This is a genomic window from Jiangella ureilytica (assembly GCF_004348545.1).
Taxonomy (GTDB): Bacteria; Actinomycetota; Actinomycetes; order Jiangellales; family Jiangellaceae; genus Jiangella; species Jiangella ureilytica.
The window spans coordinates 87391-108391 of sequence record NZ_SMKL01000004.1 but is presented as its reverse complement, the minus strand read 5'-3'; the positions used below and the strand labels follow the sequence as shown (position 1 = coordinate 108391).

Sequence of the window (21001 nt, the reverse complement as noted above, 5' to 3'; positions counted from 1 at the left end):
CAGGAGGTGCCGAGTGCGGTGGTTGATCACGGGTGCCGCCGGCATGCTGGGCCGCGACGTGGTGACGGTGCTCCATGACGCCGACGTGACGGCGCTGGGGCGGGCCGAGCTCGACGTCACCGACGCTGACGCCGTCGACCACGCCGTCCGCGGCCACGACGTCGTCGTCAACGCCGCTGCCTGGACCGATGTCGACGGTGCGGAGTCTGCCGAGGCCGCGGCCACGGCGGTCAACGGCGACGGGCCCGCGCACCTCGCCGCGGCGTGCGCCCGGCACGGCGCCCGGCTGGTGCAGATCTCCACCGACTACGTGTTCGACGGCGCCGCCACCGCGCCGTACGCCGAGGACGCACCGACCGGGCCGCGATCGGCCTACGGACGCAGCAAGCTCGCCGGCGAGCGGGCGGTGCTCGCGACGCTGCCCGACACCGGTTACGTCGTCCGCACGGCCTGGCTCTACGGCGAGCACGGCGGCAACTTCGTCGCCACCATGGCCCGGCTCGCGGCGGCGCGCGACACCCTCGACGTCGTCGACGACCAGCGCGGCCAGCCCACGTGGTCGCTCGACCTCGCCCGCCGCGTCGTCGAGCTGGCGACGGCGGACGCTCCGGCCGGCGTCTACCACGCCACCAACAGCGGCGAGACGACGTGGTTCGGCCTGGCCAGGGCGGTCTTCACGCAGCTCGGGCTCGACCCCGAGCGGGTCCGGCCCACCACCACGGACACGTTCCCGCGCCCGGCGCCGCGCCCGGCGTACTCCGTCCTGGGTCACCGGGGCTGGGACCGCGCCGGGCTGGCACCCATGCGCCGCTGGGACGAGGCCCTGGCCGCCGCCGCCCCCGTCGTCCTCGCGAAGGCCTTCCCGAACTCCTAGGGTGTGTCTCCCAAGTCCATGGCCTACTGCGCGACGCCCAGGCGGCGCCTCGCTGCGGCCGAGACTTGGGAGACACACCCTAGGACCCCGCGAGCGACGCGTAGAACTCGCGCGTCGCGGCATAGTCCGGCAGCAGGCCGGACTCGCGCGCGGCGGCCAGCGACGGCGCCGCCCGGTCCTTGTCCGACAGCGACAGCGTGATCGGCCGGCCGTCGCGGTCGGTGGTGGGCCAGTCGATGCCCAGCTCCGGGTCCAGCGGGTCGACGCCGTGCTCGCGGCCGGGCGCGTACGGCGCCGTGCACAGGTACATGACGGCGGACCCGTCGGCCAGTGACAGGAACGCGTGCCCCAGCCCCTCGGCCACGTACACGGCCCGCCGGTCCACGTCGTCGAGCAGGACGGCGTCCCACTGGCCGAACGTCGGCGACCCGACCCTGATGTCGGCCACGACGTCGAGCACCGCGCCGGAGATGCAGGTGACGTACTTGGCCTGGCTGGGCGGGACGTCGGCGAAGTGCAGGCCGCGCAGCACGCCGGCCGCCGAGACGGACAGGTTGGTCTGCACGATGTCGGGCCGGTGCCCCAGGTGCGGGGCCAGCAGGTCGCCGCGGAAGGACTCGAGGAAGACGCCGCGGGGGTCGCCGAACTGCTGCGGCGTCACCGCGAAGGCGTCGCCGACGGACAGCGGCTCGATCTTCGGGTTCACGCGGGCGCCCCGTCGAGCAGGCCGAAGAGGTAGTCGCCGTAGCCGGACTTGCGCAGCCGCTCGCCGCTGGCCCGCAGCTGGTCGTCGTCGATGAAGCCCATGCGCCAGGCCACCTCCTCGGGGCAGCCGATCTTCTGGCCCTGCCGTGCCTCGATGACGCGGACGTACTCGCCGGCGGCCAGCAGGTTGTCGAACGTGCCGGTGTCGAGCCAGGCGGTGCCGCGGGGCAGCACCTCGACGTGCAAGGCGCCGCGCTCGAGGTAGGTGCGGTTGACGTCGGTGATCTCGAGCTCGCCGCGGGGCGACGGCTTCAGGTCGCGGGCGATCTCGACGACGTCGCTGTCGTAGAAGTAGAGGCCGGGGACGGCGAAGTTGCTGCGCGGGACGGCCGGCTTCTCCTCCATGCTGACGGCCCGGCCGGCGTCGTCGAACTCGACGACGCCGTAGGCCGAGGGGTCGGCGACGTGGTAGGCGAAAACCAGCCCTCCGTCGACCTCGCTGTACTTGCGCAGCTGGGTGCCGAGGCCGGCGCCGTAGAAGATGTTGTCGCCCAGCACCAGCGCGACGTGCTCGGAGCCCACGAAGTCGGCGCCGATGACGAACGCCTGGGCCAGGCCTTCGGGGCTCGGCTGCTGGGCGTAGGAGATGGAGATGCCCAGGTCGGAGCCGTCGCCGAGCAGCGACCGGAACTGCTCCTCGTCGCGCGGCGTGGTGATGACGAGGATCTCGGTTATGCCGGCCAGCATGAGCGTGGTCAGCGGGTAGTAGATCATGGGCTTGTCGAAGACCGGGAGCATCTGCTTGCTGACCGCCACGGTGAGCGGATGCAGCCTGGTTCCCGAGCCGCCCGCCAGGATGATTCCTCGCATGAGCGCCTACGATAGCCCGCGGTAGTGATGGTTCCGGGAGGGGTCGAGATGCGGTTGTTGGTCACGGGCGGAGCCGGGTTCATCGGCTCGCACTACGTCCGCCAGGCACTGTCGGGGGCCTACCCCGGGCTCGACGGCGCCGAGGTCGTGGTCCTCGACAAACTGACCTACGCCGGCAACCCCGCCAACCTCGAGCCGGTCGCCGACCACCCCCGGTTCTCCTTCGTCAAGGGCGACATCCTCGACACCGGTCTGGTCGACGAGCTGCTGGCCGCCGCCGACCAGGTGGTCCACTTCGCCGCCGAGAGCCATGTCGACCGCTCCATCCAGGGCGCGGCGGCGTTCGTGCAGACCAACGTCGTGGGCACGCAGACGCTGCTCGACGCGGCCCGGCGCCACGGCGTCGAGCGGTTCGTGCACGTGTCGACCGACGAGGTGTACGGCTCCATCGAGTCCGGGTCGTGGACCGAGGACCACATCCTCGAGCCGAACTCCCCCTACAGCGCCAGCAAGGCCGGCAGCGACCTCGTCGCGCTGGCCTACCACCGCACCCACGGCGTGCCGGTGTCGGTCACGCGCTGCTCGAACAACTACGGGCCCTACCAGTACCCCGAGAAGGTCATCCCGCTGTTCGTCACCAACCTGCTCGACGGCCTCAACGTGCCGCTCTACGGCGACGGCCTCAACGTGCGCGACTGGCTGCACGTCGACGACCACTGCCAGGGCATCGAGCTGGTCCGCGCGGGCGGGCGGTCCGGCCAGGTCTACAACATCGGCGGCGGCCGCGAGCTGACGAACAAGGAGCTCACCGGCCTGCTGCTCGAGGCCTGCGGCGCCGGCTGGGACCGCGTCGACCACGTCGAGGACCGGCTCGCACACGACCGGCGCTACTCCGTCGACGACGGCAAGATCCGGGCCGAGCTGGGCTACGTGCCGCGGCAGGACTTCGCCGCCGGGCTGGCCCAGACCGTCGCCTGGTACCGCGACCAGCGGTCGTGGTGGGAGCCGCTGAAGAACCGCTGACCGCGGTTGGGCGCCGCCGGCCCAGGGCATACTCGAAGCCAACCCCTGTGGTCGATTCGGGAGGATTCGAGGAATTTGCGGCGAGTGATCGGCGTCATTCTGGCGACGGTGCTGGCGGCGACCCTCCTCTCCGGCTGGGCGCCCGGCTGGCTCACCGGCGGTCCCGACGGCGCGCGCGACGTCCGGCGGCCCGAGCCCAAGACCGTCGACGTCGGGGCGTTCCTCGCCTCGGGCCGCAGTCACGCGTCCGCCGTCCAGTCCGCCATCGACGCCTCCGAGCCGGGCCAGACCGTCGTCTTCCCGGCCGGCGTCTACCGGCTCGACCGGCCCATCCGGTTCGCCTCGCGCCGGAACTACACCGCCGCCGACGGCGCCCGGGTCGTCCTGCGCAGCACGAGCGCCGACGGCGTCACCATCGCCCAGGACCTGCTGCGCGACGTCACGATCAGCGGGCTGGAGTTCGACGACGTCCGCCTCGAGCTGACCGGCTCCGACGACTACAGCTCGGTCTCCGACGTCACGCTGCGCGACTGCACGTTCCGCAACGGGCAGACGTCCAGCGAGTGGGGCGTCGCCTACGTGCTGCTCCGCCACACCAGCGGGGTCACCGTCGACGGCTGCGAGTTCCTCCGCGACAGCGCGCACCCCGGCCGCGGCGTCGTCGCCGACACCACCCGGCTCACCGTCGTCAAGGACTCGTGGTTCGGCACCACCCGCGACCTCGACCCCGAGGTGCCCGACGGCTGGTTCCGCACCGCCGTCAACCTGTGGGGGCACGATCTCGCGACCGGGCAGGGCAACGACGATGTGGTGGTCGACGGCAACGTCTGGCGGCGCACGCCCGGCATCGGGGCGCCGGCCGGCTGCAGGTTCTGCCAGGACCACGGCCTCTACGCGTGGGGCAGCCGGCGGCTGGCGATCGTCGGCAACCGCGCCGACGGCTGGGACGCCTCGCCCGCCGGCGGCTCGATGAAGCTGCGCAACCAGCACGACACCTACGTCGTCGGCAACCGCATGCGCTCGTCGGGCATCTACAGCTACGTCTACGCCAGCCAGGTCATGCCCGAGGTGTTCCGCCGCGTCTCCATGCGCGACAACACCATCGACATGCGCGGCGCCACCGGCTGCCGGCACTACTGCGGCGTGACGTACTGGCGCGACGCCGAGATCGCCGGGCAGCAGGGTGCGCCCGAGAGCGACGTCTTCATCGGCGGCAACGCGTTCGTCGACGGCGGCATGATCTCGGTCTCGACCAGCCGGGCCGCGGAGTTCTGCGTCCAGGGCAACGCCCGCGCCGCGCTCGTCTCGCACCTGGGCGCCGTCCGCACCAGCGACTGCGGCACCACGCCGGAGTGGGAGGAGCCGTTCGCCGGGCTGCACCGCGGCGACTTCGACGGCGACGACCGCGAGGACTTCGTCCAGCTGGTCCGCGAGCCGGACCGCGACCCGTACTGGCGGGCGCACCTCAGCGCCGGCACCGGCGTCGAGATCGTCCGCTGGCCGGCCCGGCTCGGCGGCGCACAACTGGCGGCCCGTTTCGGCGTCCAGGTCGGCGACTTCGACGGCGACGGCCACGACGACCTCGCCTGGGCCGGGTCCTGCTCGGGTGAGACGCACTGCTGGCGCGTGGCCCTGGGCGGCGACGACGGGTTCGCACCGCCGCGGCCGTGGGCGCGGCTCGGGCCCACCACCGGCGAGACGGCCGGCCTGGGCGTCCAGGTCGGCGACTTCGACGGCGACGCCCGCGACGACCTCCTCTACCGCGGCGCCTGCGGGGCGGCGAACGAGCGTTGCTGGCGCATGCTGGGCAGCGACGGCGAGTCCTTCCAGGCCCGGTCCTGGGGCGACGACGTCGCCTGGACCGTCGAGACCGGCGTGTACGGCCTGCTGGTGGGCGACTTCACCGGCGACGGCCGCGACGACGTCGGCTACCGCGGCGCCTGCGGCAGCGCCGGCGAGCCCTGCTTCCGGGTACACGTCAGCGGCGAGCACGGCTTCGAGGTGCGCCGCTGGGGCGGCGACTTCTGGCCCGCCGCCGACGGCTCGACGGCTCACTACGGCATCTCCGTCGGCGACGTCGACGGCGACGGCGACGCCGACCTCGGCTACCGCGGCCGCTGCGGCGACGGCACGTCGCAATGGCGGTACCACGTGAGCACCGGGTCGGGCTTCACCGTCGCCTGCGCGACCCGGGCGAAGCTCCCGCCGCCCCCATGACACCCCAGTTGGCTGGGGGTTTGAGGTGGGCTCCCCGTCCCCCTTGCTGCCCATTCTCTTGACCCCGGCCACCCGCCTCAAGCCGGCGCCCGCTGTGGTTGCTTGACCGTGTGGTTGGGCGGCTTCGGCCTGACCCGGGCACCCGGGGCCCAAGAACGGGCAGCTATCAGGGGGACGGGGAGACCCTGGGCACGCCTCACCGCTTCGCGTGCCCGTTTCGCCCCGGTTCGCCGGACTGTGCACCGCGATGATCATCGGCGATCCGCTACATCACCAGGCCTTCTGCCACATCACCAGGCATGCAGGCCTGGTGAAGCGGCAGAGAACCTCGTGATGGCCCCGCGAAACGCGCCAAATCCCACCACGTGGACACCAGCAGGGCCGCCAGGACCCCGGCACCCGTCGCCAGACTCCCCCCGTCCCCCTGATAGCTGCCCGTTCTTAGGCCACGCGGGTGCGGTCAAGTCCAAGCGCCCCCACCACGGCGGCGCCCAAGCACAGAGCGCGCGGACTTGAGGGCATCCGCGCGGCTTAAGAGAATGGGCAGCAGGGGGACGGGGGAACCCACGCAACCACACGCACCCCCAGGACCCGCTACGGCAGCAGGTCGTCGAGCATGCCGAGCAGGAGGTGCATGCGCCGGTTGGCGGCCTTGACGCTGCCCCGCTTGACCGCGCGGAAGTAGCGGTTGCGCCAGCCACTGAGGAACAGCACCAGGGCGACCGCCACCTGCAGCCGCCAGGGGACGGCGCCGGCCGCGGACAGGGCGGGCCGCAGCGAGGCCGGCTCCTCGAGCAGCCGCGCCAGGCCTCGCGGGTCGGGCGCGGACATCAGCACCTTGACGACGTCGTGGGCGACCGGCCGGTAGCCGGCGTCCTCCCAGTCGACCAGCGCCAGGCGGCCGTCGGCCAGCCGCAGCACGTTGCCGAGGCCGGGGTCGCCGTGGCTGAGTCCGACGGTGAGCGGGCGGCCGTCGTCGAGCAGGGCGCGGACCCGCAGCCAGGTGTGGTGGGGGTCGAGGTCGTCCGGCCAGATGCCCGGCGGCGGGTCGTCGGCCAGCCCGGAGAACGCCGTCAGCGCGCGGGTCCGCTGCTCGCCGCTCAGCCGCTCGTGCGTCAGCCCGAGCCGCTCCCAGGTCTCACCCAGCAGGGCGAGCAGCTCCGGCACGGCGTCGGCGGCCTGGCCGGGGCCGACGGGGGCGCCGTCGAACACCTCCTCGACCAGCCAGTCGGCGACGGCGTCGGCTCCCAGTCCGCGCCGGGCCAGCCCGCTCTCGAACACCTGGGGGACGGCGAACGGCGTGCGGCCGGCGAGCGCGCGCTGGTGCTCGCTGCCGACGGCCAGCGGGGTCGGTGTGGTGGGGTCGAAGCGCTGCTGCACGACGAGGGTCCGGTGTGCCTCGGTGACGTAGAACGCCCGGAACCGCAGCTGCTCGGCGGTGCGCATGGCGCCGGCCACGACGACGTCGGCGGCGGCCACCGACCGCACCGTCGGCCGACCGCCCGCCACCAGCACCGAAGCGCCCGTGCGGTGGTCGACGAAGACGCCGCTGGACGGGAACGGCGTCGCGGTGTCGAGCTGGGCCGAGAACGCGATGCGGTTGTCGTGGAAGAAGTCACGCCGCCGCAGCCGGGCGACACCCCGCGCGGCCGGCAGGCTGCCCGTCGTCCGCTCGATCGCGGCCGTCCACTCGAGGGACCGGACCGCGTCGGAGATGTCAGGGGCGTGGGCAGGCATCAGACATGCTAACCAGCGCAATGGCACTGTTCAGCCCACTTCGGCACCCAAGCCGGATGAGAGTGTTCTCATTTTTTCGGGGCCCCATGGGCAACGCCCCGGGGGTGCGCGCGCGTGACTGCTGTAAAGTCGTGCGGTCACGTCAGTCAGGCGCCACGAGCGCGACGTGGCCTCACATAGTCGTACGGACGGGAACGAAGCAGTGTCGACAGATGTCGCGGTGGTTGGACTGGGGTACGTGGGCCTGCCCCTGGCGCAGGAGGCGAGCCGTTCCGGCCTCCGGGTCATGGGCTTCGACGTCAGCACCAGGGTCGTCGAGGGTCTGAACGGGGGGCGGTCGCACGTCGACGACCTCTCCGACGCCGACATCGCCGAGATGCTGGCCGCGGGCTTCCGGGCCAGCGCCGACGAGGCCGACCTCGACGAGGCGGCCACCATCGTCATCTGCGTGCCGACGCCGCTGTCCGACGAGGGCGGGCCCGACCTCGGCGCCGTCAAGGCCGCCGTCGGCACCGTCGGGCGGCACCTGTCCGCCGGCATGCTGGTGGTGCTCGAGTCGACTACCTACCCCGGCACCACCGACGAGGTCGTCCGGCCCATGCTCGAGGAGGCCTCCGGGCTGGTCGCGGGCCGCGACTTCCACCTCGCCTTCTCGCCCGAGCGCATCGACCCGGGCAACCCGAGGTTCGGCATGCGCAACACCCCGAAGGTCGTCGGCGGGCAGACGCCTGGGTGCACCGAGCGCGCCGCCACGTTCTACCGCCGCTTCGTCGACACCGTCGTCGAGGCCAAGGGCACCCGCGAGGCCGAGACGGCGAAGCTGCTCGAGAACACCTACCGCCACGTCAACATCGCGCTGGTCAACGAGATGGCGCGGTTCTGCCACGAGCTGGGCATCGACCTCTGGGACGTCATCCGGCTGGCCAAGACCAAGCCGTTCGGGTTCCAGGCGTTCTACCCCGGCCCCGGCGTCGGCGGGCACTGCATCCCCATCGACCCCAACTATCTGAGCCACAACGTGCGGGTCCGCCTCGGCTACCCGTTCCGGTTCGTCGAGCTGGCGCAAGAGATCAACGCCACCATGCCGGCGTACGTGGTGCAGCGCATCCAGAACCTGCTCAACGTCGACGGCAAGGCGCTCAACGGCTCGACGGTGCTGCTGCTCGGCGTCACCTACAAGCCCGACATCGCCGACCAGCGCGAGTCGCCCGCCGTCCCGCTGGCGAAGCGGCTGGCCTCGCTGGGCGCCAACGTCGTCTTCCACGACCCCAAGGTCCCCACGTGGAAGGTCGACGACACCGTCCACGACTCCGTCCCGGACCTCGAGGCCGCGCTGGCCACAGCCGACCTCACCGTCGTCCTGCAGCCGCACAGCGAGTACGACGGCCACCTCATCGCCAAGACCGCGAAGCGGGTCTTCGACACCCGCGGCATCACGCCGCTGGGCGACAACGTCGAGCACATGTGAGCTGATCGGCGGTGTCGAACCTGCTGCTCGGGGTCGACCGCGCCGACATCACGCCCGGCCGGCCGGTGCCGCTGGCCGGGTTCGCCGCCCGCGCCGGGATGGGTCCGGCCACGGGCACGGCGGCCCCGCTGCGGTTGCGGACGCTCGCGTTCGGCGGCCACGACGGCGGCGAGCGGGCCGTGCTCGTCTCAGCCGACCTGCTCTGGTGGGGCTTCGACACCGCTGAGCGGGTCCAGGCCGAGCTGACCCGGCGGTACGGGCTGCCGGCGAGCGCCGTGCTGCTGCACGCCACCCACACGCACTCCGCGCCGCAGGTGTCGCGGCGGTTCGTCCCGTCCATCGGCGCCGTCGACGACGCCTACGTCGACCAGGTCTGCGCGGCGGCGGCCGACGGCGTCGGGCGGGCGCTGGCGGCGCTGCGGCCGGTGACGATCGACCGGTTCGCCGACCGCGCGGCCATCGGCCACGACCGCCGGGCCGCACGATCGCCGTCGACGGTGCCCCGTTCGTCCGTCGACCCCGCCGTCACCGTGCTCCGCCTCACCGGGCCCGACGGCGTCGCCGCCCTGCTCGTCCACCACGCCTGCCATCCCGTGGTGCACCGCGGCAACCGGGTCACGCCCGACTTCGCCGGTGTGGCCATGGACCTGCTCGAACGCCGCTACCCGGGCGCGGTGGCGGTCTACGCGCAGGGCTGCTGCGGTGACGTCGACCCGCTCCCGTCGTGGGGGTCGGCCGACAGCGCGGCCGTCGAGCTGGCCGACGCCGTCACCCGGGCGCTCGGCGGCACCCGGATCGCCGTCGGGCCGGCCGGACTACGGACCGAGCGGACCACCGTCGGCCTGCCGCTTCGTCCTGCCCCTACAGCTGCGGAGCTGCGGGAGCTGACCGGCGACGACGGCGTCCGCGGCGAATGGGCGCGGCTGCTGCTGTCCGACCCCGGGCGGGCCCGGACGGCGGCGCCGGTCGTGCTCTCGTCGCTGCGGCTGGCCGCGGACCTGCAGCTGCTCGGGATGTCCGGCGAGCCGGTGAGCGCGTACGGGCGACGGGTCGCCGTGCTGTCCGGCGGTGCGACCCTGCCGCTCGGCTACACCAACGGGATGACCGGCTACCTCGTGACGGCCCGGCAGCTGGCCCAGGGCGGCTACGAGGCGGACGAGGCGCCGTACTGGTTCGGGCTGCCCGGGCCCTTCGCGCCGGCCGCCGAGGAGGTCCTGCACCGCGCCCTCGCGACGGCCCTGCGGTCGCGTTAGGTTGTGCGGCATGACCGACGACGCCGAGGTCGTGTGGCGGCCCGACCCCCAGTCCGTGGCCGCGAGCCGGCTGACCGCCTTCCGCGGCTGGCTGCGTGAGCAGGGCATCGCCGACACCGCCGACTACGACGAGCTCTGGCACTGGTCGGTCGCGCAGCCGGGCGCGTTCTGGGGCGCTCTGGCGCGGTTCTTCGAGGTGGGCTTCGTCGACCAGCCGACCGACGTGCTGCCCGACATCGTCATGCCCGGCACCCGCTGGTTCCCCGGCGCGACGCTCAACTACGCCGCGCACGCGCTGCGGCCCGGGCCCGGCAAGGGTGACGACGACGTCGCCGTGGTCTTCCGGCGCGAGGACGGCCTGCGCACCGAGCTGACCCACGGCGAGCTGCGCCGTCAGGTGGCGGCCATGCGGGCGGCGCTCGCGTCGATGGGCGTCGGCCCGGGCGACCGGGTGGCGGCGCTGGTGCCGAACGCGCCGAAGACGCTGGTCGCGTTCCTGGCCACGGCGAGCCTGGGCGCGGTGTGGTCGTCCTGCTCCCCCGACTTCGGCGTGCGGGCGGCGGCCGACCGGTTCGCGCAGATCGAGCCGGTGGTGCTGGTCGCGTGCGACGGCTACGTCTACAACGGCAAGGCGGTCGACGTCCGGCCGACGGTGGCGGCGTTGCGAGCGCAGCTGCCGACGGTGCGCGCCGTCGTCGGCATCGCGTTCGGCGGAGCGGCATTGGACGACGCCGAGGACTGGGACGAGCTGGTGCGCCGCCACGACGGCGCCCCGCTCGAGTTCGACGCCGTCCCGTTCGACCACCCGCTCTGGGTGCTGTACTCGTCCGGCACCACCGGGCTGCCCAAGGGCATCGTGCAGGGCCACGGCGGCATTCTGCTCGAGCACCTCAAGTCGCTCGGGCTGCAGCTGGACCTGAAGCCCGGCGAGCGGTTCTTCTGGTTCACCACCACCGGCTGGATGATGTGGAACTTCCTGGTCAGCGGGCTGTTGGTCGGGTCGACGGTGGTGTTGTACGACGGCAGCCCGGGCCACCCGTCGCTGGCGTCGCTGTGGGACATGGCGGCGTCGGAACGGGTCGCGGTGTTCGGCACGTCGGCGCCGTTCGTGCAGGCCTGCCTCAAGGACGGGGTCACGCTGGAGCCGTCGGCGCTGCCGGCACTGCGCGCCGTGGGCAGCACGGGGGCGCCGTTGTCGACCGACGGCTTCCGCTGGCTGAGCCGCAACCTGGGCCCGTCGGTGCAGATCGCCAGCCTGTCCGGCGGCACCGACGCCTGCACGGCGTTCGTCGGCCCGGCGCCGGACGTCCCGGTCTGGCTCGGCGAGCTGTCGCGCCCCGCGCTCGGCGCCGCCCTGGCCGCCTTCGACGAGGCGGGACACCCCGTCATCGACGAGGTCGGCGAGCTCGTGCTCACCGCGCCCATGCCGTCGATGCCGGTCTCGTTCTGGGACGACGCCGACGGGTCGCGGCTGCGGGCGGCGTACTTCGAGGACTACCCCGGTGTCTGGCGGCACGGTGACTGGATCACCATCACGCGGCGCGGATCGGCGGTCATCCACGGCCGCAGCGACTCGACCCTCAACCGCGGCGGCGTCCGCATGGGGACGGCCGAGTTCTACCGCGTCGTCGAGGGCCATCCCGCCGTCCTCGACTCCCTGGTCATCGACACGTCCGGCGCCGGATCCGACGACGGCGAGCTGCTCTGCTTCCTCGTGCTGGCCGACGGCGCCGCGCTCGACGAGGTGGAGCCCGAACTGCGCAAGACCCTGCGCGCCGAGCTCTCCCCGCGGCACGTCCCCGACCGCTTCCTCGTGGTCGACGACGTGCCCCGCACCCTGACGGGCAAGAAGTGCGAGGTCCCGGTCAAGCGGATCCTCGCCGGTGTGGTGGCCGACAAGGCGGTCAGCCGCGAGGCGCTGCGCAACCCCGCGGCGCTCGACCCGTTCGTCGCCCTGGCCGCCGGCCGCTGACGTAGCGACGCCCGGTCACCTGTCGGTCCGCGCCCGTAAGGTGGGTCCCACCCTGGACGGCGGAGACCCACTTTGGACGCTGGGTCCCACCGACCCGAGCCGCCAGCTGGCGCCGTCACTTCTTCCGGCGGCGGCCCTCCGGCAGCGGCAGCGGGTCGATGCTCTGGTCGTTGGCGGTCAGGTCGATGCCGAGGTCGGCCGCGAACACCATGTGCGTCTCGATGTCCACGTCCTCGCCCTGGTCGGTGAGGTTGAAGACCCGGGCGCCGCGCAGGCGGTTCCGCTCGGCGCCGCTGAGGCCGTAAGTGCCGAAGCCGGTGTTGCCCGCGTAGCCGAGCATGACGCCGTAGTAGTTGCCGACGTAGGTGTTGACGTGGTCGTGGCCGCAGAACACGCCGCGCACGTCGCCGCGGTCGAGGATGGCCGAGAACATGCCGGAGTTGAACGGGCCGGGGCACTCGTCCTCGTTGCGCTCGCCCACGATCCCGTGCTTGGCGATGGCCCGCTCGTGGTCGGCGGCGGTGCGGCTGTCGACGCTGGCGAACCACATGAAGCGGTACTCCCACAGCGGGATGTGAATGAACATCAGCGCCGGGACCTTCGTGCCGCCGGCCCGCTTCTCGACCAGCTCGGAGGTCTCGGTGTACCAGTGCACCTGGTTCATCCGCAGCCAGTCCCAGTCCGGGTAGCCGGCGAAGTCCTGCCCGGCGATGGTGTCCGGCGCGTAGCGGCCGCTGTCGAGCAGGAACAGGTTGAAGATCGGCTGCTGGCCGCGGTGGCGGCGGATCAGCAGGTTCATGTTGCCGCTGCCGGTGACGCCGCGCGGGCTGGGCTGGTTCTGGTTGTAGCCGTAGGACCGGTAGAACTCGAGCATGTCCTCCTCGTCCATCCCGGTCTGCGGCGTGGAGTCCTCGTCGTGGTTGCCGTAGGTGACGACCCACGGGATCCGACGCGACTCCATCGGCTGGACGATGTTGTTCATCGCCTGCTTCATCTCGGTGGCGTTCGCGCAGCCGCCGGTGATGTTGTCGCCGTTGTGGACCACGAGGTCGGGCTGCTCGGCGTCGAGCACCTTCTCCATGAGCTCGATCGTGCGCCGGTCGATCCGCTCGTCGTCCTGGGTGTCGTTGAACTGGACGATCTTGAACGTGCCGTCGGCCTTGAAGCGCAGCGCCCGGTCGCTGTCGGCTGCACCGGCCGGGGCCGCGCCCGCGAGCGCGCCGGTGGCGCCGAGGGCGAGGGCGGCGGTGCCGAGGCCGCCCATGCGGACGAAGTCGCGCCGGTCCCAGCCGGCGCTGGTCTCGGTGTCCTGGCCCGGGAGCTGCTGGTCATGCTCGGTCATGGCGGCCTCATCTCCTGTGACGCGGTGGGGGTGGTGCCGGGGACGCTAACGACCGACGGGCACCAACAGCCGTCGCTGCGGTGATGGGCGGATGAAGCGCACCCGAATAGGGTCGGTGGGGTGGAGCCGTTCCGGATCGACGTCCCCCGGTCCCAGCTCGACGATCTTCGCGATCGGCTGCGCGCCACCCGCTGGCCCGAGCCCGCCACCGTCGACGACTGGTCGCAGGGGGTGCCGCTCGGCTACGTGCGCGACCTCTGTGACTACTGGGCGACGGCGTACGACTGGCGGCGGGCCGAGGGGTGGCTCAACGGCCTGCCGCAGTACCGGACGGAGGTCGACGGGCTCGGGATCCACCTGCTGCACGTCCGCTCGCCGCACGCCGACGCGTTCCCGCTGGTCATGACGCACGGCTGGCCGGGCTCGACCCTCGAGTTCCGCAAGGTCGTCGGCCCGCTCACCGACCCTGTGGCGTACGGCGGCAGCCCCGCCGACGCCTTCCACGTCGTCGTCCCGTCGCTGCCCGGCTACGGGTTCAGCGACAAGCCCGGCCGCTCGGGCTGGGGCGTCGAGCGCATCGCCGCCGCCTGGGCGACGATCATGGACCGGCTGGGATATCGCCGTTACGGCGCCCAGGGCAGCGACTGGGGCACGACGGTGTCGACGTTGCTCGGCGTGGCGCACCCGGACCGCGTCGCCGGCATCCACCTCATGCCGCCCCTCGCGCCGCCCGATCCCGCGACGTTCGACTCGCTCACCGACGCCGAGCGGTCGGCGCTCGACAGCCTGCGCGAGGCCGACGAGTGGGGCTCCGGCTACTCGCGGCAGCAGGCGACGCGCCCGCAGACCGTCGGCTACGGGCTGGTCGACTCGCCGGCCGCGCTGTGTGCCTGGATCGCCGAGAAGTACTGGTTCTGGACCGACCACGAGGGCTCGCTCGACCCTGTGGTCAGCCGCGACGAGCTGCTCGACACCGTGATGCTCTACTGGCTTCCGGCCGCCGGCGCCTCGGCCGCGCGCCTCTATTGGGAGAGCATCCGCCAGGTCGACGAGTGGATCTCGTCGAGCTCCGGGGTGGCGGTCGACGTGCCGACGGGCTGCACGGTGTTCCCGAAGGAACTGCAGCGGCCGTCGCGGAGGTGGGCGGAGCGTCGGTTCACCAACATCGTCCACTGGGGCGAGCCCGCCCGCGGCGGCCACTTCGCCGCCCTCGAACAGCCGGGCCTCTTCGTCGACGAGGTCAGATCGTTCTTCCGCCTGGTCCGCTGACGAACTCTCCATGATCGACCCGAGCGGCCGCCCGGGTTGATCGATGGTTGAGGGATCGGTGTCGCCCTGGCGACACCGATCCCTCAACCATTGCCGGCGTCGCGGCGGCGGCGCTGGACGAGCGCGACCAGCCCGAGCAGCCCCACGACGGCCAGGGCGGCGGCGCCCAGGGCGAGGCCCATGCGCAGCCCGCGCGGCTGCCACTCGCACGCGACCGAGGTGACCCCGGCATCGACCGGGACGGCGATGAGGCCGCCCACCGTCTCCGGCGTGGAAGCAGCACCGTCGCCGGCCGAGCAGCGCCAGCCGGGCGAGCGGATGACCCCGAACACGACCGTCGACGCCGCGCCGCCGGCCGGCAGTGAGACCGCGATGCCGTGGCCGCCCACGTCGATCGACGAGGGCGCCCCCGCCCGCAAGCCGGCCACGGCCGCCGTCAGCGCACCACGGTCCAAGCATCCGAGCGGGCTGGCCGGCAGCCGGGCCGGGCCGTAGACGCGCAGCGCCACCTCGACGGAACCGTCGGGACCGGCGACCCCGACCCGCAGCACCGGCGCGCCCGTGTACACGCCCGGCGCCCGCGTGGTCTGCCGCAGGACGGTCCGCCAGCCGATCGTCTCGTCGAGCACCTCGCCGACGAAGGCCGGCGACGCCAGGTACACCTCGGAGCCTGCCGGGCAGGACGCCGTCACCCGCACCTCGACCGGCACGGTCGCGCCCGCGACGGGCTGGAGCAGGAAGTCGCGACGGCGGCCGCTGACGGTCAGGGCGGGGTCGGGCGTCAGCTGCACCCGCGGGACGGTGTAGACGTCGGCGCCGAGGGCGGTCTCCTGGTTCCCGAACGGTGCCGGGTCCGCCGACGCGTACGGTGCGGCGGGGCGGACGGTGACGAGCGGCGCCACCTCGGGGTTCTCGGCCAGCCGGAGCGAGCCGGAGTCGCCGGCGACGACCCGGGCGCCGACGGCGAACACGGCGTCGACCACGGGGTTCTCGGGGTCGAGGTTGGCCCGCACGTACGCGCTGTAGCCGAAGCCGAGGCCGGCCAGCACCTCGGACACGTCGTCGGGGATGGTGCTGGAGTAGTACTGCGGGCCCTGCCCGCCCAGGAGCATGGGGTCGTTCTGCGTGACGTGTGCGCCCGACGACACCCGCGCCTCCGGCCACCGGTCGCCGTCCAGCACCAGCGCGCGGACCTGGTCGTTCTCGGTGCTCCAGGTCGGGTAGGCGTGCAGGAACTCCGCGCGCGCCTGGTCGATCGCGACCGCGCCGGCCGTGGCCTCGACGACCCCCGCGGCGCCCACCGCCGTGGCCGCCACCGCCGCGACCCAGGACGGCGGCCGCGCCCGGCCGCGCTCGGCGAGCCGCCTCCCCAGCCAGGCCAGCAGGACGACGGCGGCGACCACCGGCACCGCCACGCGGGTGGTGGGCGTGACGAACGGGCCGTTGCGCACCACCAGGTACAACCCGCCGACCAGGACCAGCGGCGCGACCACCGGGACCACTCCGCGCACGCCCGCCGACCCGGAGATCCAGCCAGCGATCACGACCATGCCCGCCACGACGAACGCCTGGCGGAACGGGCTGCCGTTCGGGGTGTCGAATCCGTGCCACACCGCGTGCGTCAGCGCGACCTGCATGCTCAGCACCGTCAGCCCGACGCCGGCCACCCACACCAGCCGCTCGCGCCACGGCACCGCCGCGTTGAACGGCAGGCTGACGGCCAGCAGCAGCATCAGCGTGCCGACGGCGAGGCCCGGGCTGGAGCCGACGCCCTCGCTGCCCGCGAGCAGCCGGGACAGGAAGTCGAGCCAGTCCATGGCGTGGAACTGCACCTCGGGGCTCGGCCGCGAGTACCGCACCGCCCAGAACGTCGGCACCAGCAGCGGCGCCGCCAGCCCGATGCCGGCGCCGACGGCGATCGCGCAGCGCAGCACGCCGACCGCCCGCACCCGCCACGAGACCGACGCGTCGTAGGAGATCACCCGCACCAGCACGACGACGGCCGCGCCGATGGTGGCCATGTAGACGGTGTAGAAGTGCGAGGTCCACAGCAGCGCCACCACGAACGGCGCCACGCACACCGGCAGCCACGACCGCCGTCGCCGCAGAATCCACTCGCACAGCAGGCACAGCACCGGGAACGCCACCAGCCCGTGCAGCCAGATGGTCATGTACGAGCCGTCGTCGAGCGCCCAGCCGCACAGCGCGTAGGAGACGCCGGCGACGACCGCGAGCCAGGCCGGTCCCGCGGGGCGGAGCAGGCGCAGGTACGCCGTCATGGCGGCCGCCGCCAGCGCCAGCGCCACGACCGCGATGACGAACAGCGCGAGGTCCATGCCGTCGCGCGGGAACAGCAGCACCAGCCAGGACAGCGTGCTCCCGAGGTAGGACATGTAGTCGCCGAGGAAGGGGACGCCGAACCCGCTGTTCCAGCTGAACAGCAGGTCGCCCGCGGCGTCGCCCGTGAGCACGTCGCGCAGGTGCGCGTGCATGGGGATGAGCTGCTGGCCGAGGTCGTTGGTGTTGCGCGACACGTCGCCGAACGGGAACGTCCCGCGCACCATCCCACTGACGACGAACCCGCCCGCCGCGAGGACCGCCGCCACCAGGACGGACGGGCCGTGCAACCTCGCGGACGTCTTGCGCGTATACACAGTAGTGCCCCAATCCACCAGGTCACGAGGGAGTAACAAATTTCGGCCTCCAGATCAGCAGACACTATCATGTCATTAGATGCATAATGACAATGGAGGACGGCGTGCGCGAGTCGGTCGAACGCGATATCGCAGTGATCATCCCGTGCCATAACGAAGCCGTCGCCATAGCGACGGTGGTCACCGAGATCCGCGCTTCCCTGCCTGAGGCGACCATTTACGTGTACGACAACAACTCCACCGACTCCACCGTCGCCGAGGCGCTCGCCGCAGGCGCGGTCGTGCGTTCGGAGTCGCGTCAGGGGAAGGGCAACGTCGTCCGCCGGGCGTTCGCCGACATCGACGCCGACGTCTACGTGCTGATCGACGGCGACGACACCTACGACGCCTCGTGCGCGTCGATGCTGGTCAAAGTGCTGCTCGACGGGCCCTACGACCACGTCGTCGGGGTCCGTACGCACACCGACGAGGCCGCCTACCGGCCCGGCCACGTCCTGGGCAACCGCGTCCTCACCGGCCTGGTGGGTGCGCTGTTCGGGCGCCAGATCACTGACATGCTCAGCGGCTACCGGGCGTTCTCACGGCGCTACGTGAAATCGTTCCCCGCACTGTCGCGTGAATTCGAGATCGAGACCGAAATGACCATCCACTCGCTGCACCTGCGCGTTCCTGTGGCCGAGATAGCGGTCGGCTACAAGGAGCGCCCGGCCGGCGGTGAGAGCAAACTGCGCACTTATCGCGACGGCTGGCGAATCCTGCGCTGGCTGGTCAACATCACCCGGCACGAACGGCCCACGCTGTTCCACGGCGCATTGGCCGCGTTGTTCGGCGTGGTCGCGTTGGTGCTCGGCGTCCCTGTTGTGGTCGAGTTCCTGCAGACCGGCCTGGTCCCCCGGTTCCCGACGGCGATCCTGGCGGCCGCCGTCGCGATCATCGCGTTCGTGACGCTCGGCATCGGTTACCTGCTCGAGACGGTCCGGCGCGGCCGCGAGGAGGCGGCCCGGCTGGCGTACCTGCGCTACCCGGCCCCGGGCGGCCGGGGCCGGCCGGCGTCACGGCTCTGAGCCAGGCCCGCTCGTCCGGCGTCGAGAGAAGCCTTGCCGGAGCGGGGAAGTCCCCCTCGACACGGCCCCGCCGGCCGTCTCCACTGCCGCCGGCCGTCTCCACTGCCGCCGGCCGTCCTCACCACCCGCCGGCCGTCCTCACTGCCGCCGGCCGTCCTCACCAGCGCCGGCCGTCTCCACTGCCGCCGGCCGTCTCCACTACCGCCCGCCGTCCTCACTACCGCCGGCCGTCTCCACCACCGCCGGCCGTCTTCACTGCCGCCGGCCGTCTTCACTGCCGCCGGCCGTCTTCTGAGCTCCCATACGCAACCAGAAGACGGCTCACGGAAGTGAAGTCGACCCACGGACGTGGAGACGCACCGAGAGGAACCCTCGATCGCGTCAGCCGATCGCGTCGACGGCGGTCCAGCCGGTGCCGATGCGCCGCACCGTGCGGATCTCGCCGCGTCCGTTGCCGGCGTAGAACCAGAGCGCTCCGTCGACGGCGCTGCGCGCGATCAGGTCCGCGCGCCCGTCGCCGTCCCAGTCGCCCGGCGCCACCAGGGTGTTCATGTCGCCCCACCCGTGCCCGATCCGCCGGACGGCGCCGAACCCGCCGCGCCCGTCGCCGCGGAACAGCCAGAGCGTGCCGTCGCCGCGCCGCCGGGCCACGACGTCGGCATGGCCGTCGCCGTCGAAGTCGGACGTGCCGGTGATGAGGTTCCAGGCGCTCCAGCCGGTGCCGATGGGCCGCACGTCGCCGAACCCGGACCGCCCGGCGCCGGCGTACAGCCACAGGGTGCCGTCGGCCGCGCGCCGCGCCAGGAGGTCGGCGCGGCCGTCGCCGTCCCAGTCGCCCGGCGTGGCGATCGCGTTCATGCCCGACCAGCCCTGGCCGATGGGACGGCCCGACACCCCGCCCGCGCCGTCGCCGGAGTACAGCCACAGGTCGCTCTCGCGCGACCGCGCCACGATGTCGGAGCGCCCGTCGCCGTCCCAGTCGGGCGTGACCCGGATCGAGGTCATGCCGCGCCAGCCGGTGCCGATGGGCCGCGTCGCGCCGAACCCGCCGGCGCCGTTGCCCGGATACAGCCACAGCGACCCGTCGGCCGCGCGCCGCGCCACCAGGTCGGCGCGCCGGTCGCCGGTGAGGTCGTGCCCGGCGCCGGCGGCGCCGCTGACCCGCCACCAGCTGCTGCGCAGACCCAGTGCCGACCGGAACCGCTCGCCACTGACCTCGGCCGACCCCTCGGCGCCCACCACGACCACCGACGTCGTCCGACCGCCCCAGGCGCCGTGGCCGTCGCGCCCGGTGACCCGCAGCGCGACGGGGCGGCCCACGCGCGGGAAGGCCGCCGCGACCGCGCGCGCGGTCAGCGTCGTGCGCCAGCGGTGCGGCGAGCCGGAGACGACGCCGTCGTACTCGTCGGCGAACGACGTCAGGTACGGCCGCGAGCCGCGCACCGTCCAGCCACCGTTGGCGGAGGTGAACTGCGTGAACGCGGGACTGCCCTCGTGGAGCAGGATCCGCTCGGCGGTGGCGCCGACGGCGGCGTCGCTGGCCGGGTGGTCATAGCGGCGGATGAGCTCGCCGCCGGCGGTGTAGTCGGCGGCGCCGTTGAAGACCTGGCAGGCGGTGCTGTCGCAGGTGTCGTACCAGGTGCCGGGCTCCTCGGTGCGCTGCCAGCGCGCGTAGGTGCGGGCGGCGACGGCCTGCGCCTGCAGCGCCGGTGCGGGCCAGCTCGCCGGCATCTCGGCGGGCACGACGCCGCGCAGGTACGACTCCAGCGAGGCGACCACCCGCGTGCCGACGCCCGACCCGGTCGCGACGGCCTCGACGGCGCCGCGGTACTCGCGATGGGTGGAGCCCAGGACCAGACGGACGGCGCCGGCCGGCGTCGTGAACGCGATGGGCCCGGCGTGCGCGGTGGCGCCGCCGATGGCCGTGGTCCGCCAGCCGCCGGCGTGCCCCTGCAGGACCAGCCGGTCGCCGTCGCGGACCACCCGCCAGGCCGTCACCCGGCTTCCCGCCAGCGACGACGGCAGCGTCAGCGCGGTGTCGCCGGCGGTCGCCGTCAGCCCGCTCGCCGGCGCGACACGAGTCTCGCCGTCGTCGTCGGCGGTGATGCGGACCCGCAGCCGGACGTCGTCGCGCCGCTCGAGCGTCGTGCCGCGGTAGTAGTGCGCGAGGATCGCGTCGTAGCGCAGCCCGCTGACAGCGGCGCCGTACGCGCCCCACTGCGACATGCCCCGGCCGTGCCCGAACCCGCGGCCCTCGAGCACGAGCTCCCCCGACGACGGCCAGCGCACCACCTCGACGGCGGGGTCCACCGGGACGTCCACCTCGTCGGCGAACCCGACGGGCAGGTCGTCCGGCAGGCCTGTCAGCGGCACGGTCCGCGCCGCCTCGGCCTCCGCCTCAGCTGCCCACTCCGTCAGGTCATCGGCCGGCACCTGCGACGACGGCGTCGGCCCCGGATCCGCCGGGGTCACCTCGGAGCCCGGCGGGGCCGCCGTCGCCGATGCGATCAGCAGCGCCGTCAGCACCAGCGCCGCGCCACCCACCGTGACCGC

14 protein-coding genes are annotated in these 21001 nt (G+C 73.2%); 8 read left to right on the top strand and 6 right to left on the bottom strand.

Annotated elements, in window-relative coordinates; all coding sequences use genetic code 11:
- Nucleotides 1-43: 43 nt before the first annotated feature.
- Nucleotides 44-874, top strand: coding sequence for a dTDP-4-dehydrorhamnose reductase (gene rfbD / locus E1212_RS02960; protein WP_203416283.1), 831 nt, complete (start codon nucleotides 44-46; stop codon nucleotides 872-874).
- 79 nt (nucleotides 875-953) lie between these two features.
- Here rfbD and E1212_RS02955 read toward each other — a convergent pair whose 3' ends face one another.
- Complete coding sequence (locus tag E1212_RS02955) at nucleotides 954-1580, bottom strand: dTDP-4-dehydrorhamnose 3,5-epimerase family protein (RefSeq protein ID WP_131978868.1); 627 nt, start codon at nucleotides 1578-1580, stop codon at nucleotides 954-956.
- Nucleotides 1577-2449, bottom strand: coding sequence for a glucose-1-phosphate thymidylyltransferase RfbA (gene rfbA, locus E1212_RS02950; RefSeq protein WP_131978865.1), 873 nt, complete (start codon nucleotides 2447-2449; stop codon nucleotides 1577-1579). Before rfbA ends, E1212_RS02955 begins: the two co-directional genes overlap by 4 nt.
- 48 nt (nucleotides 2450-2497) lie before the next feature.
- Here rfbA and rfbB point away from each other — a divergent pair, with 48 nt between their 5' ends.
- The gene (gene rfbB / locus E1212_RS02945; protein ID WP_131978862.1) at nucleotides 2498-3472 is read left to right on the top strand and encodes a dTDP-glucose 4,6-dehydratase; all 975 of its coding nucleotides are present in this window, start codon (nucleotides 2498-2500) and stop codon (nucleotides 3470-3472) included.
- Nucleotides 3473-3556: 84 nt separating this feature from the next.
- Entirely contained in the window at nucleotides 3557-5689 is a 2133-nt protein-coding gene (locus tag E1212_RS02940) for an FG-GAP-like repeat-containing protein (RefSeq protein ID WP_131978859.1), read from the top strand.
- Nucleotides 5690-6283: 594 nt separating this feature from the next.
- Here the strand turns inward: E1212_RS02940 and E1212_RS02935 are convergent.
- Nucleotides 6284-7426 carry an aminoglycoside phosphotransferase family protein gene (locus E1212_RS02935; RefSeq protein ID WP_131978856.1) on the bottom strand — a complete coding sequence of 381 codons (1143 nt, stop codon included), beginning with the start codon at nucleotides 7424-7426 and terminating at the stop codon, nucleotides 6284-6286.
- Nucleotides 7427-7628: 202 nt separating this feature from the next.
- On the opposite strand from E1212_RS02935, the gene E1212_RS02930 reads away from it, so the two are divergent.
- From E1212_RS02930 to E1212_RS02920, 3 genes are read left to right on the top strand one after another with little or no spacing between them, the layout of a single operon-like run.
- Nucleotides 7629-8894 (top strand): nucleotide sugar dehydrogenase, encoded by a 1266-nt coding sequence (locus E1212_RS02930; protein WP_131978853.1) that lies wholly within the window; start codon nucleotides 7629-7631, stop codon nucleotides 8892-8894.
- A gap of 11 nt (nucleotides 8895-8905) precedes the next feature.
- The gene (locus E1212_RS02925) at nucleotides 8906-10147 is read left to right on the top strand and encodes a neutral/alkaline non-lysosomal ceramidase N-terminal domain-containing protein (protein ID WP_131978851.1); all 1242 of its coding nucleotides are present in this window, start codon (nucleotides 8906-8908) and stop codon (nucleotides 10145-10147) included.
- A 10-nt stretch (nucleotides 10148-10157) separates the two neighbouring features.
- Entirely contained in the window at nucleotides 10158-12119 is a 1962-nt protein-coding gene (locus tag E1212_RS02920) for an acetoacetate--CoA ligase (protein ID WP_131978849.1), read from the top strand.
- Between the two features lie 115 nt (nucleotides 12120-12234).
- Here the strand turns inward: E1212_RS02920 and E1212_RS02915 are convergent, their stop codons facing one another.
- Nucleotides 12235-13461 (bottom strand): metallophosphoesterase family protein, encoded by a 1227-nt coding sequence (locus tag E1212_RS02915; RefSeq protein WP_162605273.1) that lies wholly within the window; start codon nucleotides 13459-13461, stop codon nucleotides 12235-12237.
- Between the two features lie 120 nt (nucleotides 13462-13581).
- On the opposite strand from E1212_RS02915, the gene E1212_RS02910 reads away from it, so the two are divergent.
- Nucleotides 13582-14730: an epoxide hydrolase family protein gene (locus E1212_RS02910; protein WP_131978847.1), complete on the top strand. Its 1149-nt coding sequence runs from the start codon at nucleotides 13582-13584 to the stop codon at nucleotides 14728-14730.
- Between the two features lie 83 nt (nucleotides 14731-14813).
- On the opposite strand, the gene E1212_RS02905 is transcribed toward E1212_RS02910, so the two are convergent.
- Nucleotides 14814-17357: a YfhO family protein gene (locus E1212_RS02905; protein ID WP_131978845.1), complete on the bottom strand. Its 2544-nt coding sequence runs from the start codon at nucleotides 17355-17357 to the stop codon at nucleotides 14814-14816.
- A 203-nt stretch (nucleotides 17358-17560) separates the two neighbouring features.
- Between E1212_RS02905 and E1212_RS02900 the strand changes: the two genes are divergently transcribed.
- Complete coding sequence (locus E1212_RS02900; RefSeq protein WP_238992227.1) at nucleotides 17561-18448, top strand: glycosyltransferase; 888 nt, start codon at nucleotides 17561-17563, stop codon at nucleotides 18446-18448.
- Between the two features lie 381 nt (nucleotides 18449-18829).
- On the opposite strand, the gene E1212_RS02895 is transcribed toward E1212_RS02900, so the two are convergent.
- Nucleotides 18830-20992: a SpoIID/LytB domain-containing protein gene (locus E1212_RS02895; protein ID WP_131978841.1), complete on the bottom strand. Its 2163-nt coding sequence runs from the start codon at nucleotides 20990-20992 to the stop codon at nucleotides 18830-18832.
- Nucleotides 20993-21001: the final 9 nt, after the last annotated feature.

Coding starts and splice junctions, on each gene's coding strand:
- rfbD (WP_203416283.1), top strand. CDS start 44: ATGCTGGGCCGCGACGTGGTGACGGTGCTCCATGACGCCGACGTGACG.
- rfbA (WP_131978865.1), bottom strand. CDS start 2,449: ATGCGAGGAATCATCCTGGCGGGCGGCTCGGGAACCAGGCTGCATCCG.
- rfbB (WP_131978862.1), top strand. CDS start 2,498: ATGCGGTTGTTGGTCACGGGCGGAGCCGGGTTCATCGGCTCGCACTAC.
- E1212_RS02935 (WP_131978856.1), bottom strand. CDS start 7,426: ATGCCTGCCCACGCCCCTGACATCTCCGACGCGGTCCGGTCCCTCGAG.
- E1212_RS02920 (WP_131978849.1), top strand. CDS start 10,158: ATGACCGACGACGCCGAGGTCGTGTGGCGGCCCGACCCCCAGTCCGTG.
- E1212_RS02915 (WP_162605273.1), bottom strand. CDS start 13,461: ATGACCGAGCATGACCAGCAGCTCCCGGGCCAGGACACCGAGACCAGC.